This window comes from Citricoccus sp. NPDC079358, assembly GCF_040702545.1.
Taxonomy (GTDB): domain Bacteria; phylum Actinomycetota; class Actinomycetes; order Actinomycetales; family Micrococcaceae; genus Citricoccus.
Window position 1 is genome coordinate 240,431 of record NZ_JBFBLI010000002.1, and the last position, 18,189, is coordinate 258,619.

General features: G+C 69.9%; 13 protein-coding genes. 11 read left to right on the forward strand and 2 right to left on the reverse strand.

All coding sequences use genetic code 11. The annotated features are described in order from the left end of the window. The first annotated feature begins 22 nt into the window (after positions 1 to 22). From carA to AB0333_RS03555, 10 genes are all read left to right on the forward strand, one after another. The gene (carA, locus tag AB0333_RS03510) at positions 23 to 1,195 is read left to right on the forward strand and encodes a glutamine-hydrolyzing carbamoyl-phosphate synthase small subunit (protein ID WP_366217357.1); all 1,173 of its coding nucleotides are present in this window, start codon (positions 23 to 25) and stop codon (positions 1,193 to 1,195) included. Between the two features lie 6 nt (positions 1,196 to 1,201). Beyond that, entirely contained in the window at positions 1,202 to 4,528 is a 3,327-nt protein-coding gene (carB, locus tag AB0333_RS03515) for a carbamoyl-phosphate synthase large subunit (RefSeq protein WP_366217358.1), read from the forward strand. After that, complete coding sequence (gene pyrF / locus AB0333_RS03520; protein WP_366217359.1) at positions 4,525 to 5,550, forward strand: orotidine-5'-phosphate decarboxylase; 1,026 nt, start codon at positions 4,525 to 4,527, stop codon at positions 5,548 to 5,550. Before carB ends, pyrF begins: the two co-directional genes overlap by 4 nt. A gap of 209 nt (positions 5,551 to 5,759) precedes the next feature. Further along, entirely contained in the window at positions 5,760 to 6,074 is a 315-nt protein-coding gene (gene mihF, locus AB0333_RS03525) for an integration host factor, actinobacterial type (RefSeq protein WP_115931342.1), read from the forward strand. A 92-nt stretch (positions 6,075 to 6,166) separates the two neighbouring features. Continuing rightward, a complete protein-coding gene (gene gmk / locus AB0333_RS03530) occupies positions 6,167 to 6,754 on the forward strand; it encodes a guanylate kinase (RefSeq protein ID WP_366217563.1) in 588 nt (195 codons plus the stop codon). 96 nt (positions 6,755 to 6,850) lie between these two features. Then, positions 6,851 to 7,288: a DNA-directed RNA polymerase subunit omega gene (gene rpoZ, locus AB0333_RS03535; protein WP_366217360.1), complete on the forward strand. Its 438-nt coding sequence runs from the start codon at positions 6,851 to 6,853 to the stop codon at positions 7,286 to 7,288. A gap of 43 nt (positions 7,289 to 7,331) precedes the next feature. After that, positions 7,332 to 8,675 (forward strand): bifunctional phosphopantothenoylcysteine decarboxylase/phosphopantothenate synthase, encoded by a 1,344-nt coding sequence (locus AB0333_RS03540; protein ID WP_366217361.1) that lies wholly within the window; start codon positions 7,332 to 7,334, stop codon positions 8,673 to 8,675. Between the two features lie 74 nt (positions 8,676 to 8,749). After that, positions 8,750 to 9,955, forward strand: a complete 1,206-nt coding sequence (metK, locus tag AB0333_RS03545) for a methionine adenosyltransferase (protein WP_366217564.1) — start codon at positions 8,750 to 8,752, stop codon at positions 9,953 to 9,955. Next, positions 9,952 to 12,204 (forward strand): primosomal protein N', encoded by a 2,253-nt coding sequence (locus AB0333_RS03550; RefSeq protein ID WP_366217362.1) that lies wholly within the window; start codon positions 9,952 to 9,954, stop codon positions 12,202 to 12,204. The genes metK and AB0333_RS03550 overlap by 4 nt, the downstream gene beginning before the upstream one ends. Before the next feature lie 587 nt (positions 12,205 to 12,791). Further along, the gene (locus AB0333_RS03555; protein WP_366217363.1) at positions 12,792 to 14,603 is read left to right on the forward strand and encodes a DUF222 domain-containing protein; all 1,812 of its coding nucleotides are present in this window, start codon (positions 12,792 to 12,794) and stop codon (positions 14,601 to 14,603) included. On the opposite strand, the gene AB0333_RS03560 is transcribed toward AB0333_RS03555, so the two are convergent. Continuing rightward, positions 14,502 to 15,341: an SDR family NAD(P)-dependent oxidoreductase gene (locus AB0333_RS03560; RefSeq protein ID WP_366217364.1), complete on the reverse strand. Its 840-nt coding sequence runs from the start codon at positions 15,339 to 15,341 to the stop codon at positions 14,502 to 14,504. The two genes, AB0333_RS03555 and AB0333_RS03560, sit on opposite strands and share 102 nt — an antisense overlap. Continuing rightward, positions 15,338 to 16,459, reverse strand: coding sequence for an alpha/beta hydrolase (locus AB0333_RS03565; protein ID WP_366217365.1), 1,122 nt, complete (start codon positions 16,457 to 16,459; stop codon positions 15,338 to 15,340). The genes AB0333_RS03560 and AB0333_RS03565 overlap by 4 nt, the downstream gene beginning before the upstream one ends. A 92-nt stretch (positions 16,460 to 16,551) precedes the next feature. On the opposite strand from AB0333_RS03565, the gene glpK reads away from it, so the two are divergent. After that, entirely contained in the window at positions 16,552 to 18,111 is a 1,560-nt protein-coding gene (glpK, locus tag AB0333_RS03570; protein WP_366217366.1) for a glycerol kinase GlpK, read from the forward strand. The last annotated feature ends 78 nt before the right edge of the window (positions 18,112 to 18,189 follow it).

The following is an 18,189-nucleotide window of genomic DNA, read 5'->3' on the forward strand; positions in this document are numbered from 1 at the left end:
CCCCGCAGATGGAGAACAACTCGTGAGCCTCTTGAACCGCGAGCCGGCCGTACTGGTCCTGGCCGATGGAACGGTCCATCACGGCCAGGCCTATGGCCAGACCGGCACCACCCTGGGCGAGGCCGTCTTCACCACCGGCATGACCGGATACCAGGAGACGCTGACCGATCCCTCCTACGCCCGCCAGATCATCGTGCAGACGTTCCCGCACATCGGCAACACCGGCGTCAACACCGAGGACGCCGAGTCTCGAGCCATTTTCGCCGCCGGCTACGTGGTCCGCGAGGCCGCCCGCATCGCGTCGAACTGGCGCTCCCAGCGGAGCCTGGACGATGAGCTGGAAGCCCAGGGCGTCGTCGGGATCCAGGGCGTGGACACCCGTGCGGTGACCCGGCACCTGCGCTCCGCCGGTTCCATGAAGGCCGGGATCTTCTCCGGCGCGGCCGCCCGGCGTCCGGTCTCCGATCTCATCGCCGAGGTGGAGGCCCAGCCGTCCATGGCCGGTGCCCGCCTGGCGGACGAGGTGACCACGGAGTCTGCCTACGTCGTGGAGCCGGCCGAGCATGGCTGGCAGGGCGAGCCGCTGCACACCGTGGTGGCCCTCGACCTCGGCTTGAAGGCCGCCACGCCCCGGCACCTGGCCTCCCGTGGGATCCGGCTACATGTGCTGCCCGCCACCTCCTCCTTCGAGGACATCACCGCACTGAACCCGGACGGCGTGTTCCTCTCCAACGGCCCCGGGGACCCCGCCACCGCCGATGACCAGGTGGCCCTGCTCCGGCAGGTCCTCGACGCCGGGCTGCCGTTCTTCGGCATCTGCTTCGGCAACCAGGTCTTCGGGCGGGCCCTGGGCTTCGGCACCTACAAGCTGCCCTTCGGCCACCGTGGCCCGAACCAGCCCGTGATGGACAAGACCACCGGGCGCGTGGAGATCACCTCCCAGAACCACGGCTTCGCCGTGGACGCCCCGCTGGGTGAGCCCGTGATGGCACCCGAGGCCGCCTATGGCCGCGTCGAGGTCTCGCACTGGTCCCTGAACGACCAGGTGGTCGAGGGCCTGCGCCTGCTGGACCGCCCCGCCTTCTCCGTCCAGTTCCACCCCGAATCGGCCGCCGGCCCACACGATTCGGTTCCCTTGTTCGACCGGTTCATCGCGATGATGACCGAGCAGTCCGCTACCTCCGAAGGAGCCTGAGCCCCGATGCCCAAGCGCACCGATCTGAAGTCCGTCCTGGTCATCGGCTCCGGCCCGATCGTCATCGGCCAAGCCGCCGAGTTCGACTACTCCGGCACCCAGGCGATCCGGGTCCTCAAGGACGAGGGCCTGCGCGTGGTGCTGGTCAACTCGAACCCGGCCACCATCATGACCGACCCCGAGCTGGCCGACGCCACCTACGTGGAGCCGATCACCCCCGAGGTGGTCGAGAAGATCATCGCCGTCGAGCGCCCGGACGCCGTGCTGCCGACCCTCGGCGGCCAGACCGCGCTGAACACCGCGATCGCCCTGGACAAGAACGGGGTGCTCGAGAAGTACGGCGTCGAGCTGATCGGCGCCAACATCGAGGCGATCGAGCTCGGTGAGAACCGTGAGCTGTTCAAGGGCGTCGTGGAACGGTGCGGTGCCGAGTCGGCGAAGTCCGAGATCGTCCACACCATGGACGAGGCCTTCGCGGCCGCCGAGAAGCTGGGCTACCCCATGGTGGTGCGCCCCTCCTTCACGATGGGCGGTCTGGGCTCCGGACTGGCCTACAACGAGGAGGACCTGCGGCGCATCGCCGGCGCGGGCATCCAGTACAGCCCCACCTCCGAGGTCCTGCTCGAGGAGTCCATCCTCGGCTGGAAGGAGTATGAGCTGGAGATGATGCGGGACCGCAACGACAACGTCGTGGTGGTCTGCTCCATCGAGAACTTCGATCCGGTCGGCGTCCACACCGGCGACTCCATCACCGTGGCGCCCGCCATGACCCTGACCGACCGCGAGTACCAGGCGATGCGGGACATCTCGATCGCCGTGATCCGCGAGGTGGGCGTGGACACCGGCGGCTGCAACATCCAGTTCGCCGTGGACCCGGCCACCGGGCGCATCATCGTGATCGAGATGAACCCCCGGGTCTCCCGGTCCTCCGCCCTGGCCTCCAAGGCGACCGGGTTCGCAATCGCCAAGATCGCCACCAAGCTCTCCCTCGGGTACACGCTGGACGAGATCCCGAACGACATCACGCAGAAGACCCCTGCCTCCTTCGAGCCGGTGCTGGACTATGTGGTCGTCAAGGTGCCGCGCTTCGCCTTCGAGAAGTTCCCGGCAGCGGACCCCACCCTGACCACCACCATGAAGTCGGTGGGCGAGGCCATGGCCATCGGCCGCAACTTCTCGGAGGCGCTGCAGAAGGCGCTGCGATCCCTGGAGCAGAAGGGCGCGGAGCTCTCCTTCGACATCCCGGATGCGGACGAGGTCGCCGCCCTGATCGAGCAGTCCAAGATCCCGACGACGGATCGCCTCGCCCAGGTCCAGCGCGCCCTGCTGGGCGGCGCGAGCCTGGAACAGCTCTTCGAGGCCACCCAGATCGACCCCTGGTTCCTGGACCAGCTGGTCCTGATCAACGAGGTCGCCACGGATGTGGCCGCGGCTCCCGAGCTGGACGCCACCGTCCTGCGGCACGCCAAGCGCCACGGTTTCTCGGACACCCAGATCGGTCAGCTGCGTCACCTAGACCCGGCCGTGGTGCGCGGGGTCCGGCACGCCCTGGGCATCCGCCCCGTGTACAAGACCGTGGACACCTGTGCCGCCGAGTTCGAGGCTTACACCCCGTACCGGTACTCCAGCTATGACCTCGAGGACGAGGTCACGGACCACGCCAAGCCCTCCGTGATCATCCTCGGCTCCGGCCCGAACCGGATCGGCCAGGGCATCGAGTTCGACTACTCCTGCGTGCACGCCACCATGGCTCTGCGCGAGGCCGGTCATGAGACCGTGATGGTCAACTGCAACCCCGAGACCGTCTCCACGGACTACGACATCTCCGACCGCCTGTACTTCGAGCCGCTCACCCTGGAGGACGTGCTCGAGATCATCGCGGCCGAGGAGCGCAGCGGCGGCGTGCTGGGCGTCTTCGTCCAGCTCGGCGGCCAGACCCCGCTGAAGCTGGCCCAGGAGCTGGCGGACGCCGGCGTGCCGATCCTCGGCACGTCACCGGCGGCCATCGATCTGGCCGAGCATCGTGGCGAGTTCGCCCGCGTCCTCGACGAGGCGGGCCTGGTGTCCCCGAAGAACGGCACCGCCGTCTCCTTCGCCGATGCCAAGCGCGTGGCCGACGAGATCGGCTACCCCGTCCTGGTCCGTCCGTCCTACGTGCTCGGCGGCCGCGGCATGGAGATCGTGTACGACGAGGCCTCCCTGCTGCGATACATCACCAACGCCACGGAGATCACCGCGGACCACCCCGTGCTGGTGGACCGCTTCCTCGAGGACGCGATCGAGATCGACGTGGACGCCCTCTTTGACGGCACCGACCTGTACATCGGCGGCATCATGGAGCACATCGAGGAGGCCGGCATCCACTCGGGTGACTCCGCCTGCGTGCTCCCGCCGATCAACCTCGGCCCGGACACCCTGGCCCGGGTGCGCGAGGCCACCCGCGGCATCGCCGCCGGCGTGGGCGTGCGCGGACTGATCAACATCCAGTTCGCCCTGGCCTCGGACATCCTCTACGTCATCGAGGCCAACCCGCGCGCCTCGCGGACCGTGCCGTTCGTCTCCAAGGCCACCGGTGTCCAGCTGGCCAAGGCCGCCGCGCTGATCGGCACGGGCCGGTCCATCGCCGACCTCAAGGCCGACGGCAAGCTGCCCTCCGGTCATGACGGCTCGTCCTTGCCCCTCGACGCCCCCGTGGCCGTCAAGGAGGCGGTGCTCCCGTTCGCCCGCTTCCGCACCAGTGAGGGACGCGTCGTCGACTCCCTGCTGGGACCGGAGATGCGCTCCACCGGCGAGGTCATGGGGATCGACAAGTACTTCGACACCGCCTTCGCCAAGAGCCAGGCGGCCGCGAACAACCCGTTGCCGACGTCCGGACGCGTCTTCGTGTCCGTGGCGAACCGGGACAAGCGAGGTCTCGTGATGCCCGTCAAGCGGCTGGTGGACCTCGGCTTCACCATCGTCTCGACCGGCGGCACCGCGGAGGTCCTGCGCCGCAACGGCATCCATGCGGACGTGGTGGACAAGATCGCCGACGCCGACGTGGGCACGGATCCGGCGAACACCGGCGCCGGCACCATCCTGGAGCAGATCGAAGCCGGAGAGATCGCCCTGGTGGTCAACACGCCCTCCGGCGGTGACGCCCGCGGTGACGGCTACGAGATCCGCGCGGCGGCCACCTCGATGGGGATCCCCACCATCACCACGCTCGCCCTGTTCGGTGCCGCGATCCAAGCCATGGAGGCCCTGCGCGAGTACGCCTGGGACGTCACGTCCCTGCAGGAGCACGACGCGCGGTTGGCCGCGGCCGTGGCCCGCGCCGGTTCCGGAGCATGACGGCACCGGCGGCCGGCGCCGGCGACGCCGGCCGGGCACCGTGGGGTGTCCGGCTGGCCGCCGCGATGGACGCGGCCGGTCCGCTGTGCCTGGGCATCGACCCGCATCCGCAGCTGCTGCACGACTGGGACCTTCCGGACACGCCCGTGGGCCTGGAGAGGTTCTCGATGACAGCGCTGGAAGCCGCCGTGGGGGAGGGCGGGTCCGCCGCGGTCGCCGCCATCAAGCCGCAGGTCGCTTTGTACGAACGGCATGGTTCGGCTGGCTTCGCCGTCCTGGAACGGCTGTTGCGGGAGGCCCGCGACGAAGAGGTGCTGACCATCGCCGACGCCAAGCGCGGTGACATCGGGTCGACGATGGCCGGCTACGCCGAGGCGTGGCTCTCGGACGAGTCGCCGCTGGCCGCCGACGCCGTCACCCTCAGCCCCTATCTCGGCTATGGCTCGTTGGCCCCCGCCCTCGAGCTGGCGGAGGCCACCGGCCGGGGCGTCTTCGTCCTGGCCCTGACCTCGAATCCCGAGGGCGCCTCGGTTCAGCACGTCGGCGGCGAAGAGGGGTCGGTGGCCCGGTCCATCACCGCCTCGGCCGCCCGGGACAACGCGCGCGTGCTGGCCACCGGCCAGGCTGACGGCGCGAACAGCATGACCGGCATGGCCGGCATGGCCGGCACGGCCAGCACGGCTGGCACGGACGGTACGGGCGGTACGCGCGAGCGGTCCAGCGCCGGAACCGACGGCGGGACCGCTGTTCGCCCCGCCCTGGGCCCGGTCGGCCTCGTGGTCGGCGCCACCGTGGCCGGTCAGGCCGAGCGGTTGGGCCTGGACCTGGCCGACGTCCGCGGCGCGTTGTTGGCGCCGGGCTTTGGCGCCCAGGGAGCCTCGGGAGCCGGCATGCGGGCCGGCTTCGGACCGGCTTGGCCCGCAGTGCTGGCCACCTCCAGCCGGGCCATCCTGCGCCGGGGACCGTCCGTCAGTGGACTGCGCGAGGGCATCCGGGAGGCACTGGCGGATCTGGGCGGATAGCGGCCCGGACGCGCCGTGCTGTGCCGTGATCTTCCCGTGACCTGGGGGCGCAGACCGCCACCGCGGAGAGTGACGTGCATCACTGTTCGATAAACTTCGGCACCCCGAGGGTGGGCTGCAGACCTGACCGGTGAACATCGGGTACTTTACGTCCAAGTCACGGCGATATTGCCGTGACGGTTGAAACCTAGTCCCCGAGGTGGAACGTCATGGCCCTGAAGGAATTGTCTGCCGCAGAACGGGAAGCGGCTCGGAGTAAGGCCCTGCAGGCACGTACGGCACGTGCGGACCTGAAAGAGTCCTTCCGGTCGGGCAAGTCCAGTCTCGAATCGGTCTTCGCAGCGGCGGACGAGGACGCCGCCATCGGGCGGATGCGCACGGTGGACCTGTTGCAGACCCTGCAGGGAGTGGGCGAGGTGCGGGCCGCGAAGATCATGGAATCGTGTGGGATTTCCCCCAATCGGCGCCTCCGCGGCCTCGGCCGTCGGCAGCGGGAGGCCTTGATCGCCTATATTGGCCGGTAGCCCTTGTCCGGGCTGCGCCAGCCCCACCAGGAGGTTCCTTGACCACCCCCGACGTCCCCGCCGCCCGGCCGGTCAGCCTCCGACCCGAGCACCTGTCTGTCGCGGGTGCGGAACGTCCGCGCGTCACGGTGCTGGCAGGACCGACCGCCGTCGGCAAGGGTACGGTCTCCCAGTTCATCCGGGAGCACTATCCCCACGTGTGGCTCTCCGTCTCAGCCACCACGCGGAAGCCCCGGCCCGCCGAGCGGGAGGGGCAGCACTACTTCTTCGTGGAGCCCGAACACTTCGATGAGCTGGTGTCCCAGGACCAGATGCTGGAATGGGCCGTGGTCCATGGCGTGAACCGCTATGGCACCCGCCGGGACACGGTGCAGCGGGCCCTCGACGACGGCCAGCACGTCCTGCTGGAGATCGACCTGCAGGGGGCGCGGCAGGTCAGGCAGGCCATGCCGGAGGCGATATTCGTCTTCCTGTCGCCGCCGAATTGGGACGAATTGGTGCATCGGCTGGTCGGCCGCGGCACGGAATCTCCGGAGGAACAGCGCCGACGGCTGGAAACGGCTAGAATGGAACTCGCTGCCGAGCCGGAGTTCGATGCCGTGGTGGTCAACGACACCGTGGAACGCGCCGCACAGGAGCTGGTCCGCATCATGGGATTGGACCCTGACGACCATCTCTAGGCCGCCCGGCTGGACCGCAGCGCGAGGATCGTGAGCGGTCGTCGGCAGCGGCGCAGACCAAGCATCAGCAACAGAATCACCAACCGTGGAGAACTAGTGACCGAACAGTACGAAGGCATCGTCAACCCGCCCATCGACACCCTGCTGGAGAAGGTTGACTCGAAGTACGCCCTGGTGCTTTTCGCCGCCAAGCGCGCCCGCCAGATCAACGCGTACTACTCGCAGCTCCATGAGGGCCTGTTCGAGTACGTCGGCCCGCTGGTCGACACCAAGCTCAACGAGAAGCCCCTGTCCATCTCCATGCGGGAGATCGAGGAGGACCTCCTGGAGGCCACCCCGATGACCGAGGAGCAGATCGCCGCCGAAGCCGAGGGTGACTTCGGCACCTTCGAGCTGCAGAGCTCGGCCGAGGCCGCCTTCTCCGACGACGCGTTCTCCGCCGAGGGCGTAGGCGAAGGGGCCGGAGCAGAGGTGACCGAGATCACCGAGATCGCCGACACCGACACCCCCGCCGAGGACGAGCAGCAGGTCTGACCTCGTTTTCGACTCCGGGAACGAGCCGACTAGGTTTGACCCTATGAGGATCGTTCTCGGAGTCACCGGCGGTATCGCCGCCTACAAGTCCGCACTGCTGTTGCGGCTCATGACCGAAGCCGGTCACCAGGTGGACGTGGTCCCCACGCCTGCCGCCCTGAATTTCGTGGGGCAGGCCACCTGGGAGGCCCTCTCCGGACGCCCCGTGCGGACGGATACCTTCGAGGCCGTCGACACGGTCAACCACGTCCGGCTGGGCCGTGAGGCCGAGCTCGTCGTGGTGGCCCCCGCCACCGCGGATTCCCTCGCCCGCGCCGCCGTCGGGCTCGCCCCGGACCTGCTCGGCAACGTCCTGCTGACCGCCACCTGTCCGGTGCTGATGGTCCCGGCCATGCACACCGAGATGTGGACCCACCCGGCCACGGTCGCCAACGTCGAGCTGCTTCGCTCCCGCGGGATCACCGTGCTCGATCCCGATTCTGGCCGGCTCACCGGCCAGGACACCGGCCCCGGGCGGTTCCCCGAACCGGACCGCATCTGGGCCCAGGCTCAGGAGCTCGTGGCCGGGAGCCCTCGCCCCCGCCTCGCCGCCAGCCAGCGCCAGACCTCACCGCCCGCCGGCGACCACGCCGGGCCCGACGCTGCGTCACACTCCGAGCCGCACCGCGGCCCCGAGGGCGGGGCACTGGCCGGACGCACCGTCGTCGTGACTGCCGGGGGAACCCGGGAGGCCCTGGATCCGGTGCGCTATCTCGGCAACCGGTCCTCCGGCAAGCAGGGCGTGGCCGTGGCCGAGGCCGCCCTGGCCGCCGGTGCCCACGTGCTCTTCATCGGCGGGGCCATGAGTGTGGAGCCGCCCGCCGGGGCGGAGATGGTCCGGGTGGAATCCACCCAGGAGCTGCATGATGCGGTCATGACCCACGCGCCGGGAGCCGATGCCCTGGTGATGGCAGCCGCCGTCGCCGATTTCCGTCCCGCGGAGTACATGGACGCCAAGATCAAGAAGGCGGAGGACGGCTCCAACCCGGTCATCCGCCTGGAACGCACCCCGGACATCCTGGCGGAGACGGTCCAGGCCCGGGGTGCGGGGCGGCCGATGCCCGGCACCATCATCGGATTCGGCGCCGAGACCGGTGACGCCACCGCCTCCGTGCTGGAGTTCGGCCGTGCCAAGCTCGCCCGCAAGGGCTGTGAGATGCTCGTGGTCAATCAGGTCGGCCGGGACAAGGTCTTCGGTCAGGACACCACGGAGGTCACCATGCTCTTCGCCGACGGTCGGGAGCCGGTGGCGGCGGCGGGCGACAAAACGGAGGTGGGCGTGGCGATTGTCACCGAACTGGCGGGCTTGCTGGGCTCGCCCGGCCGACTGGATAGGATGGATCAGTGACTGACGCAGAGAAGGCAGCCAAGGCAGCGACGGCAGGGAATCCGGGTACCACCGGCTACGAGTCCTACCAGGGCATCGGGGGAGGCGAACTCCGGCTGTTCACCTCCGAGTCCGTGACCAGCGGTCATCCGGACAAGATCTGCGACCAGATCTCGGACTCCATCCTGGACGCGATCCTGGCCCAGGACCCGAACGCCAAGGTGGCCGTCGAGACCCTGACCACCACGGGCCTCGTACAGGTCGCCGGCGAGGTCAACACCTCCGCCTACGTGGAGATCCCCCGGATCGTCCGGGACACGATCCTGGCGATCGGCTACGACTCCTCGTCCAACGGCTTCGACGGCGCAAACTGCGGCGTGAACATCTCGATCGGCCAGCAGTCCTCCGACATCTCGGAGGGCGTGCTGACGTCCCTGGAGAACCGGGAGGGCTCCGCGGACAGCATCGACCTCCAGGGCGCCGGAGACCAGGGCATCATGTTCGGCTACGCCTCGAACGAGACCCCGGTGTACATGCCGGCCCCGATCTACCTGGCCCACCGGCTCTCCGAGCGCCTCACTGCCGTGCGGCAACTGGGGCAGTCGCCCATGCCGTACCTGCTGCCGGACGGCAAGACCCAGGTCACGGTGGGCTATGGGGAGGACGGGGCGCCGAAGACCGTGGAGACCGTGGTGGTCTCCACCCAGCACCTGGACGAGGTCACCCTGGACCAGTTGCGCCAGGACGTGGTGGAGCACGTCATCCGGCCGGTGCTCGCCCAGTCCGGCCTCGAGACCTCCGCGGCCACCTTCATCGTGAACCCCGGCGGCAAGTTCGTCATCGGCGGACCCGTGGGCGACGCCGGCCTCACCGGGCGCAAGATCATCGTCGACACCTACGGGGGGATGGCCCGCCACGGCGGCGGCGCCTTCTCCGGCAAGGACCCGTCCAAGGTGGACCGCTCCGCGGCCTACGCGATGCGCTGGGTCGCCAAGAACGTGGTCGCCGCCGGCCTCGCCGACCGGGCCGAGTTCCAGGTCGCCTACGCGATCGGCAAGGCTCGGCCCGTCGGCCTCTACGTGGACACCTTCGGGACCGAGAAGGTGGACCAGGCCACGATCATCGAGGCCGTCAACGAGGTGTTCGACCTGCGCCCGCTGGCCATCATCCGGGACCTCAACCTACTCCGCCCCATCTACCGCAAGACGGCCGCCAACGGTCACTTCGGCCGCGAGGACCCCGACTTCACGTGGGAGCGGCTGGACCGCGTCGACGCCGTGCGCGCTGCCGTCGGTTGGTGACCGGCGAACCCCTCTTCGACCTGCCCGTACCCCCGCCGGTCACGGGACTGCCGGAGGTGGCCGGTGGCTGGCCCGACGATCCCGTGGCGCGGGTCCTGCTGGACTCGGGCGTGCCGCACCTGGACCGAGAATTCGACTACCTCGTGCCCCGCTCTCTCGATGCTGAGGCCCGTCCCGGCGTGCGCGTCCGCGTGCGCTTCGGCCACCAGGACGTCCTCGGCTGGCTGACCTCCCGCGGCTCCGAACCCTCCACCGGGGCGAAGCTGCTGCCTGTGCGCTCGGTGGTCTCCCCGGAACCGGTGCTGACCCCGGAGATCCTGGACCTGGCCCGGTCCGTGGCGGCGCGCTATGCGGGAAACGTGGCCGACGTGCTGCGGGTGGCCGTGCCGCCGCGCGTCGCGAAGGTCGAGAAGGCCCTGAACGCCGAGGCGGAGGCACCGGAGGCCACGGGTACCCCGGCCTCAGCACCCGCTTCGGTCAGCGCAGCTGACAGTGCACCCGATGGTGCGTCCGATGGTGCGTCCGACCCTGTGCCCGATCCGGACACGAAGGTGAGCCCGGTTGTCGGTGGGCTCACCGGCGCTGCTGCGACCGAGGGCTTCGACTGGTCCTCGCTGAAAGGTGCCGAGGCCTTCTTCCAGCAGGTCCGGGCCGGAGACGGTCCCCGTGCGGCCCTCACCGTGCCGAGCGCCCACGGCGCGTGGGACACCGCCTCCCTCCTGGCGGACGCGGCTGCCCGGACCGCCGAGGCCGGCCGGGCCGCCGTCGTGGTGGTGCCGGATCAGCGCGATCTCGAACGGCTGTGCCGTGCACTGGACCGGCGGGTGGGCCCGGAGGGGTACGCCCGTCTGACCGCCGACGACGGCCCCACGCCCCGGTACCGTGCGTTTCTGCAGCTGCGGCGCGGCCTGCGCCGGATCGCGGTCGGCACCCGTTCGGCGATCTGGGCGCCCGTGGAGCACCCCGGCCTGGTCGCGGTCTGGAACGACGACGATTCCCTGCATGCCGAGCAGCGGTCCCCGTACCAGCACGTGCGGGACGTCGCCCTGGTGCGGTCCGAGTTGGCTGGCGCCGGGCTCCTTCTGGCCTCGACGTCACGCACCCCCGAGGTGCAGCGGCTGGTGGAGTCCGGGTGGCTCGGGGAGCTGGGGGTGGGCCGCGAGACGATTCACGCGGTGACCCCTCGCGTGGTGTCCACGGCGGATTCCTGGGAGACCGAGCGGGATCCGCTGTTGGCCCGCGCCCGGCTGCCCCAGGCGGCGTGGAAGGCCGCGCGAGAAGGCCTGGAGGGCAAACTCGGCGCGCCCGGGCCGGTCCTGGTGCAGGTGGGCCGGAGCGGTTTCATTCCCGCGCTGATCTGCCGAGACTGCGGGACCCCGGCCCGCTGCCGACATTGCACCGGCCCGCTGGGATTCCCGGATCGAACCGCCTCTGCCCGGAACGAGGCGGCGTGCCGGTGGTGCGGACGGCGCGAGCGGCATTTCGAATGCCCCGAATGCGATTCCTCGCGGCTGCGGGCCGGCTCCCGCGGCGTGGACCGGACCGCTGAGGAACTGGGACGCGCGTTCCCGAACACCCCGGTGCTCTCCTCCTCCGGGGACCACATCCTCGCCACCGTGGACGACACCCCGGCCCTCGTGGTCGCCACGGTCGGGGCCGAACCCGTGGTGCCGTCGGGCTACGCCACGGCACTGCTGCTGGACGGCGACTCGCAATTGCAGCGCGAGGGACTGCGCACCCCGGGGCAGGTCCTGTCCCGGTGGTTCGCCGCGGCGGCCCTGGTGCGCTCACGCCAGGACGGGGGAGTGGTGGTGGTGACCGCCGCCCAGGAGGACGTGGTGGGGGCCCTCGTCCGGATGGATCCCGCCGGGTACGCCTCACGCCAGCTGGCCGAACGGCGTGAACTGCACCTGCCGCCCGCCGTCCGCATGGCCGAGGTCTCGGGGCCGGCGAACGCGGTGACGGCGTTCATGGAGCTGGTGGAGTTGCCCGGCGCTTCGAAGGACCTGCCCTGGATCGGACCGGTGCCGGTGGAGGACTGGACCGGCGGTGAGGGGCGGGGCGGTGCCGGTGGCGGCTCCGGGCCGGCCGGCAGTGTAGAGCCACTGCGTCACCGGGCACTGTTGTTCTTCCCCTACGGCGCGGCGCGGAGTGTCGTCGAGGCACTCCGGGCAGCCCGCTCCGCCTCCAGCGCGCGGCGCCTGACCGAACCCGTCCGTCTGCGGATCGATCCCGTCGACCTGCCGTAGGAGATTTCGCCAGGACGCCGTGGTAGTCGTTGTCGTACGGTCAGCGCTTGGACTTGCGGTAACCGGCGGCCTTTGCCGCGGTTTCGGTTTACTCGCCGCCTTGCTCGGGCGGACCTGAGCCGAGGTCTTGGAGACGGTCCTGCCCACGACGGCGGCCCTCGAGACGGTCGGCACGGTCACCTCGGTGGCGGGGAAACTGATGGGTCCGAGAGCGGCCGATTCCCTGGCCGGGGCGCCGGATGCCGCCGGCGGGTGACCCGGACGGAGACGAGGGCGCATGCGTCCTGCATTGTCAGGCGATAGGAGGCGGTATTGCCAACACCAGGAATGGGGTGTCATAACGGAGCCAGGTCAAGTCGGTGCCGGCCGGTGCATCAGACTCGACGTTGAGTTGCTGACCCGCGGTTGGTGCACCCTAGAGCGACACGCTGAAGGGCGAGGCGGCTTCGGTATGCCGGAGGGCGGGGGAGACCGATTGTCAAGCAGTTGAGTCAGTGGGACTACGGGTTCCCCTGACCGCCCGAGAGCTTCCACAGAGTGGTGACGGGGCCTTTACGGGGTCCGTTCCGTCGCCTAGACTAGTACACATGTTCGAAGAATCGATGCGGGGCACGGTGCAGAAAGACGTCGGTGCAGGTCTGGCTGACTCCTTCCCTTCCGACTCTTCCGCGTCCGCCGGCTCGGGCCCTTTCGCCTCATCAGGTCTTGCCTCACCAGGCTTCGCCGCCACCTCATCGCACCACGCCCCCGCCCCCGCCGGAGCCGACGATCTGCACGCCTGGGTGTCCGCTTTGGCGGGCATGCCGCTGCCGGTTTCGGAGCCCGAGGCAGTGGATCAGATCGGGGTGCTGGAGGGGCTCAAGGCGGCATGCGCTGCGGCGCAGGCGCGGACTACCGCGGTTCTGCACGGATTGCGAACCGAGGCGGAGACCGAGCAGGGGATACTCGCCCGGGAACGCGGTCGCGGACTGGCTGCGGAGGTGGCCCTGGCCCGTCGCGAGTCGCCGGCCACCGGATCCAGGGATCTGGGCCTGGCCCGAGCCCTGTGTGAGGAGATGCCGCACACCCTTGCCGCCCTGACGCGGGGGACCATCTCCGAATGGAAGGCCACCATCATGTGCCGGGAGACCGCGTGGCTCCCGGTCGAGGCCCGGCGGCAGGTGGACGAACTCATGGCAGACCGGCTCGAGGAACTGGGCGTCAAGAAGCTGGCCGGGGTGGCCCGTGCCCATGCCCAACGGCTTGACCAAGCCTCAGCGGTGGAGCAGATGAACCGGTCCGAACGTGAGCGCCGGGTCTCCGTTCGGCCGGCCCCCGGTGGAATGGCCTACCTCACGGCATTGCTCCCGATGGCCCAGGCCGTGGGTTGCCTCGGACGCCTGAAGAAGTCCGCATCGACCACGGTCGGGACGGGGGACTCGGCCGATCGGACGCAGGACCAGGTCATGGCCGACCTCCTCGTGGAGCGCATCACCGGACAGGCCCGTGCTGAAGACGTTCCGGTTGAGATTCATCTGGTCATGACGGATCAGTCGCTCTGGGGCGTTACCGATGATGGTGCGGCAGATGCGGCGCGGACGGGTGCAGATGAGGACCTGTCGGGGGCAGGGGAGACACCGGCGTGGTTGGTCGGGCATGGCCCCCTGCCGGCCGAGGTGGCCAGGAGGGTCATCGCGGATTCGGAGGCAGAGGCCTTCATCCGGCGGCTGTACACGGACCCGACGTCCGGACAGCTCGTGGCCATGGACTCATCCCGACGCACCTTCGGCGGATCCCTGCGCCGACTGATCCTGGTACGGGATGACACCTGCCGCACCCCCTACTGCGACGCCCCGGTCAAGCACGTGGACCACGCCACCCCCTACCGCGAGGGCGGCACCACTAGCGCCTTGAACGCCTCCGGGCTGTGCGCGGGGTGCAACTACACCAAGGAGAATCCGGCCTGGACCCACGAGGCGGACAGCGACCGACTGGCAGTGACTACTCCCACGGGCCACCGCTACGCGGTCCGGAGCTTGCCCCTCGTGGCGGGGGCGCCAACCGTGAGGCGTGTGCCGCCTCTGACGGGTTCACCGCCGAGGCCGGCACCGAGCCCACCGTCCGGTCCCTTGCTCGGCAACGTGACCTATCTGCCGCTGGTTAGCGCCCTTGAACGTGGCCTGGTCCAATTCCTGGTGACCGCGGCGGCAGCACACCGTGCGTTCGCCAACGGGCCTGTGTCTCAGGGAGTCGAGGCAGATGGAAACGATGAGCGGTCAACAGAGACGCGAGCGGTTGTAGGTGGCGTTGCTTGTGCGTCACCATCGGACGCCGAGCATCTCCGCACTGCGCTCCCAGTGCTCCCGGACCATGGCTGGGTCGTAGGCCTGTCGGTTCGTTCGTCTGATCCGCTTCGATGAACCGTAGTATTCTCCCGGAATCCAGTCGGTGCCCGCGCGCCCGTCGACGAAGTGACGCAGGCGCCCGCCTCCCTGTTCCGGGGAAGTCAACAAGACCTTGAGTGCGCCGTGGTAGACGCGCTCGAAGGAGCTGTTGGTCTCGGAGGCGAAGTTCGTGGCGACAAGGCCGGGGTGGAATGCGACGGCCGACAGGCCACTCTCGCGGAAGTGTTCGTGCAGCCCTTTGGTGAACAGGACGTTCGCGAGCTTGGCGTCACCGTAAGCCTTGTTCGGTGTGAACCCCTGCCAGTTGTTCAGGTCGTCGAGGTCGATCCTGCCGAACAACCGCGCCCCGGCGCTGGACGTGTTGACGACTGCCGCGTTGCTGTCGATGAGGGTGTCGACCAGCAGATGTGTGAGGAGGTAAGGGGCGAGGTGGTTGACCTGGAACGTCTGCTCGAAACCGTCCGGCGTGGTCGTGGGGCCGAAGAAGATGCCGCCCGCATTGTTCGCCAGCACGTCGATACGGCCGCAGCTCCCGAGAAGCGTCGCTGCGAGTTCGCGCACGTCATCGAGCCGGGTGAAGTCGGCCAGGTGATACTCGGCCCCCGTCTCTGCCGCGACAGCCCGTGTCTTCTCGGGTGAGCGGCCCACCAGAATCAATCGCGTCTGGGCGTTGGCGAGTCTCCTGCTCGCCGCCGCACCGATTCCGTCACTCGCTCCGGTGATGATGACAGTGCGGCGTGAATCGTTCGTCATAGGGCCCCCGTCTCGGCGCTGAACGAGCGGATCAGATCGGCCGCCTGCGGTGCACGCTCGTAGTGGATGAGGTGGCCCACGCCGTCGAGGATCTCCAGCCGGGCGAGAGGTGAGGCCCGGCCGATGCGGCGGGCCAGCTTCTTCTGTCCGCGGACGGAGCCCAGCTCGTCGTCAGCGCCGGCCACGAGCAGCACCGGGAGCCGCAACCGCTCGGCCACGTCCAGGACCGAACCCGTGGTGGAGGCGCGGTAGGCCTCCACGAGCACCTGGCGGTGGTCATAGGCGGAGAAGTAGTTCTGGTGCTGGTCGTGGAGGTAGGCCAAGGTATGGCGGTCCGTGGTCTTGGCCATGACGGTCCCGGTGATCCAGACGACGAGCGGGGAGGACAGCAGGGCGCTCCCGAGCCGTTCGGGCAGGGCCGCCGAGACCTCGTAATAGCCCGCCGCGATGCGGGACATCAGGACCTTGGCGGTGGAGTCGTCCGCCGTCAGGGCGGGTTCACAGATCGGGTTGAGCAGCACCAGGCCGGCCCAGCGGTCCGGGTCGGCAGCCGCCAGCTGGGCGGCGATCACGGAACCGAAGGAGTGTCCCAGCAGGGTCGGACGGGTCCGCCCGCCGGGTGGGGACGCCGCGCGCCGCCCGGCGGAGGTTCCCGTCATCAGGCCGAGGGCCTCCACGGCGCTGCCGAGGGCCGTCACATAGTGGGCGACGGTGTGCGGGGCGTCGGGGAAAGCCGGCGAATGACCGAAGCCGGGCAGTTCGGGCAGGAACATCTCCAGGCCCGGCAGGCAGTCCGCCAGGAGGGCCAGGCCGTGGTGGTCCCCCCGGAACCCGTGGACGGCCACGACCGGCGTCCGGTGCTCGCCGTCCCGGCCGCCACCTGGGGGTCCGTCGGCGGGAGCAGCTCGGGCCGAAGCGTCGACCGCGTGGTGCCACACCGCCAGCGGCGTGGGCCGACCGGACACGGGGTCGGGGACCTCGACGATGATCCGCTCCGGTGTCCGCGCGGAGAATCCGGTGATCACGGAGGTGTCCCTGGGCGCGGGTGGGACCACCACCCGATCCCGCAGGCGGATGGGCAGGGGACGCGCGGTGACGGCAGGCGGGGGAGTGCTCACCCCCTCAGGCTAACCAGCTTTTCGCTCGCGTCGACCGGATCGTTCCGCCGTTGCGCCCAGGCCGAGGGCGCGCGGGTGGATAGGCTTCCGACATGCAGCCAGCCAGCAGCGACGTCTCCACGGCCATGGCCTCGCGGCGTGCCGTCATCAGCATCGACCAGGGCACCACCTCGACCCGGGTGGTGGTCATGGCCGAGGACGGGTCCGTCCTGGCCAGCGCCCAGCGAGAACATCGCCAGTACTTTCCGCACCCCGGATGGGTGGAGCATGACCCGGTCGAGATCTGGGAGAACACTCGCGAACTCACCGGCCTTGCCCTCACCCGGGCCCGCCTGCGCACCGCGGACGTGGCCGCCGTCGGGATCACGAACCAGCGTGAGACCACGGTCCTGTGGGACGCGGTGACGGGGCGACCGGTCCACCGGGCGCTCGTCTGGCAGGACACCCGGGCGGATGCGCTGATGGACCGGCTCAGGGCGGACGGGCACGAGGACGCCGTGCGCGCCCGGACCGGTCTGCCCCTGGCCTCGTATTTCTCGGCCGGCAAGATCAGCTGGATCCTGGAGAACGTGCCCGAGGCCGGAGAGCTCGCGCGGAGCGGCCGCCTGCGGGCCGGCACCATGGACAGCTGGCTGCTGTGGAACCTCACCGGTGGTCCGGACGGCGGCGTCCATGCCACGGACGTCACCAACGCCTCACGGACCCTGCTGATGGATCTGGAAACCCTGGACTGGGATGACGACCTCACCGGGCTGTTCGGGATCGATCCCGAGCTGGCGGCCGGCATGCTGCCGCGGATCCACCCCTCCGTGGGGGAGTTCGGGACCATCACCGGCGCCGAACCCCTCAGCGGCCTCTCGGTGTGTGGGATCCTCGGCGACCAGCAGGCCGCGACCTTCGGCCAGGGGGCCTTCAACCGGGGGGACGTGAAGAGCACCTACGGCACCGGCTGCTTCCTCCTCCAGAACATCGGCACGACGCCGGAGATCTCGGACCACGGCCTCGTCACCACGGTCGCGTACCAGCTGGAGGACGGGCCCGCCTACTACGCCCTGGAGGGTTCGGTGGCGGTCGCCGGCTCGCTGGTCCAGTGGCTGCGGGACAACCTGGGGATCATCCGGAGCTCGGCCGAGGTGGAGTCCCTCGCTGCCTCGGTCGAGGACAACGGCGGGGTGTTCTTCGTGCCGGCGTTCTCCGGGCTGTACGCGCCGTACTGGCGTCCGGACGCCCGCGGGCTCATCGCCGGGCTCACCGGCTTCGCGACCGCCGGCCACCTGGCCCGGGCGGCCCTGGAGGCCACCGCCTATCAGTCACGGGACGTCCTGGAGGCCGTGGTGGCGGACGCCGGCCACCGGCCCGAGGAGCTGCGGGTGGACGGCGGCATGACCGTCAACGACCACCTGATGCAGTTCCAGGCGGACATCCTCGGCCTGCCCGTGGTGCGTCCGGAACTCGTGGAGACCACCGCGGTCGGCGCTGCACATGCGGCCGGCCTGGCGTCCGGGCTCTGGCGGGACCTCGACGAGGTGGCCGGGCTGTGGCGGGAGGACCGGCGGTGGGAGCCGGCCCTGTCCTCCGCCGAACGGGATCGGCTCCTGGGCCAGTGGGACAAGGCCGTCCAACGGTCCCTCGGATGGGCGGAGCAAGGCTGATCGACGCCGGTCCGGCAACAGTCTTGGATTCAGAGCCGGACGGCCCTCCGGAGTAGGATGGCTGGGCGCGTCGACCGC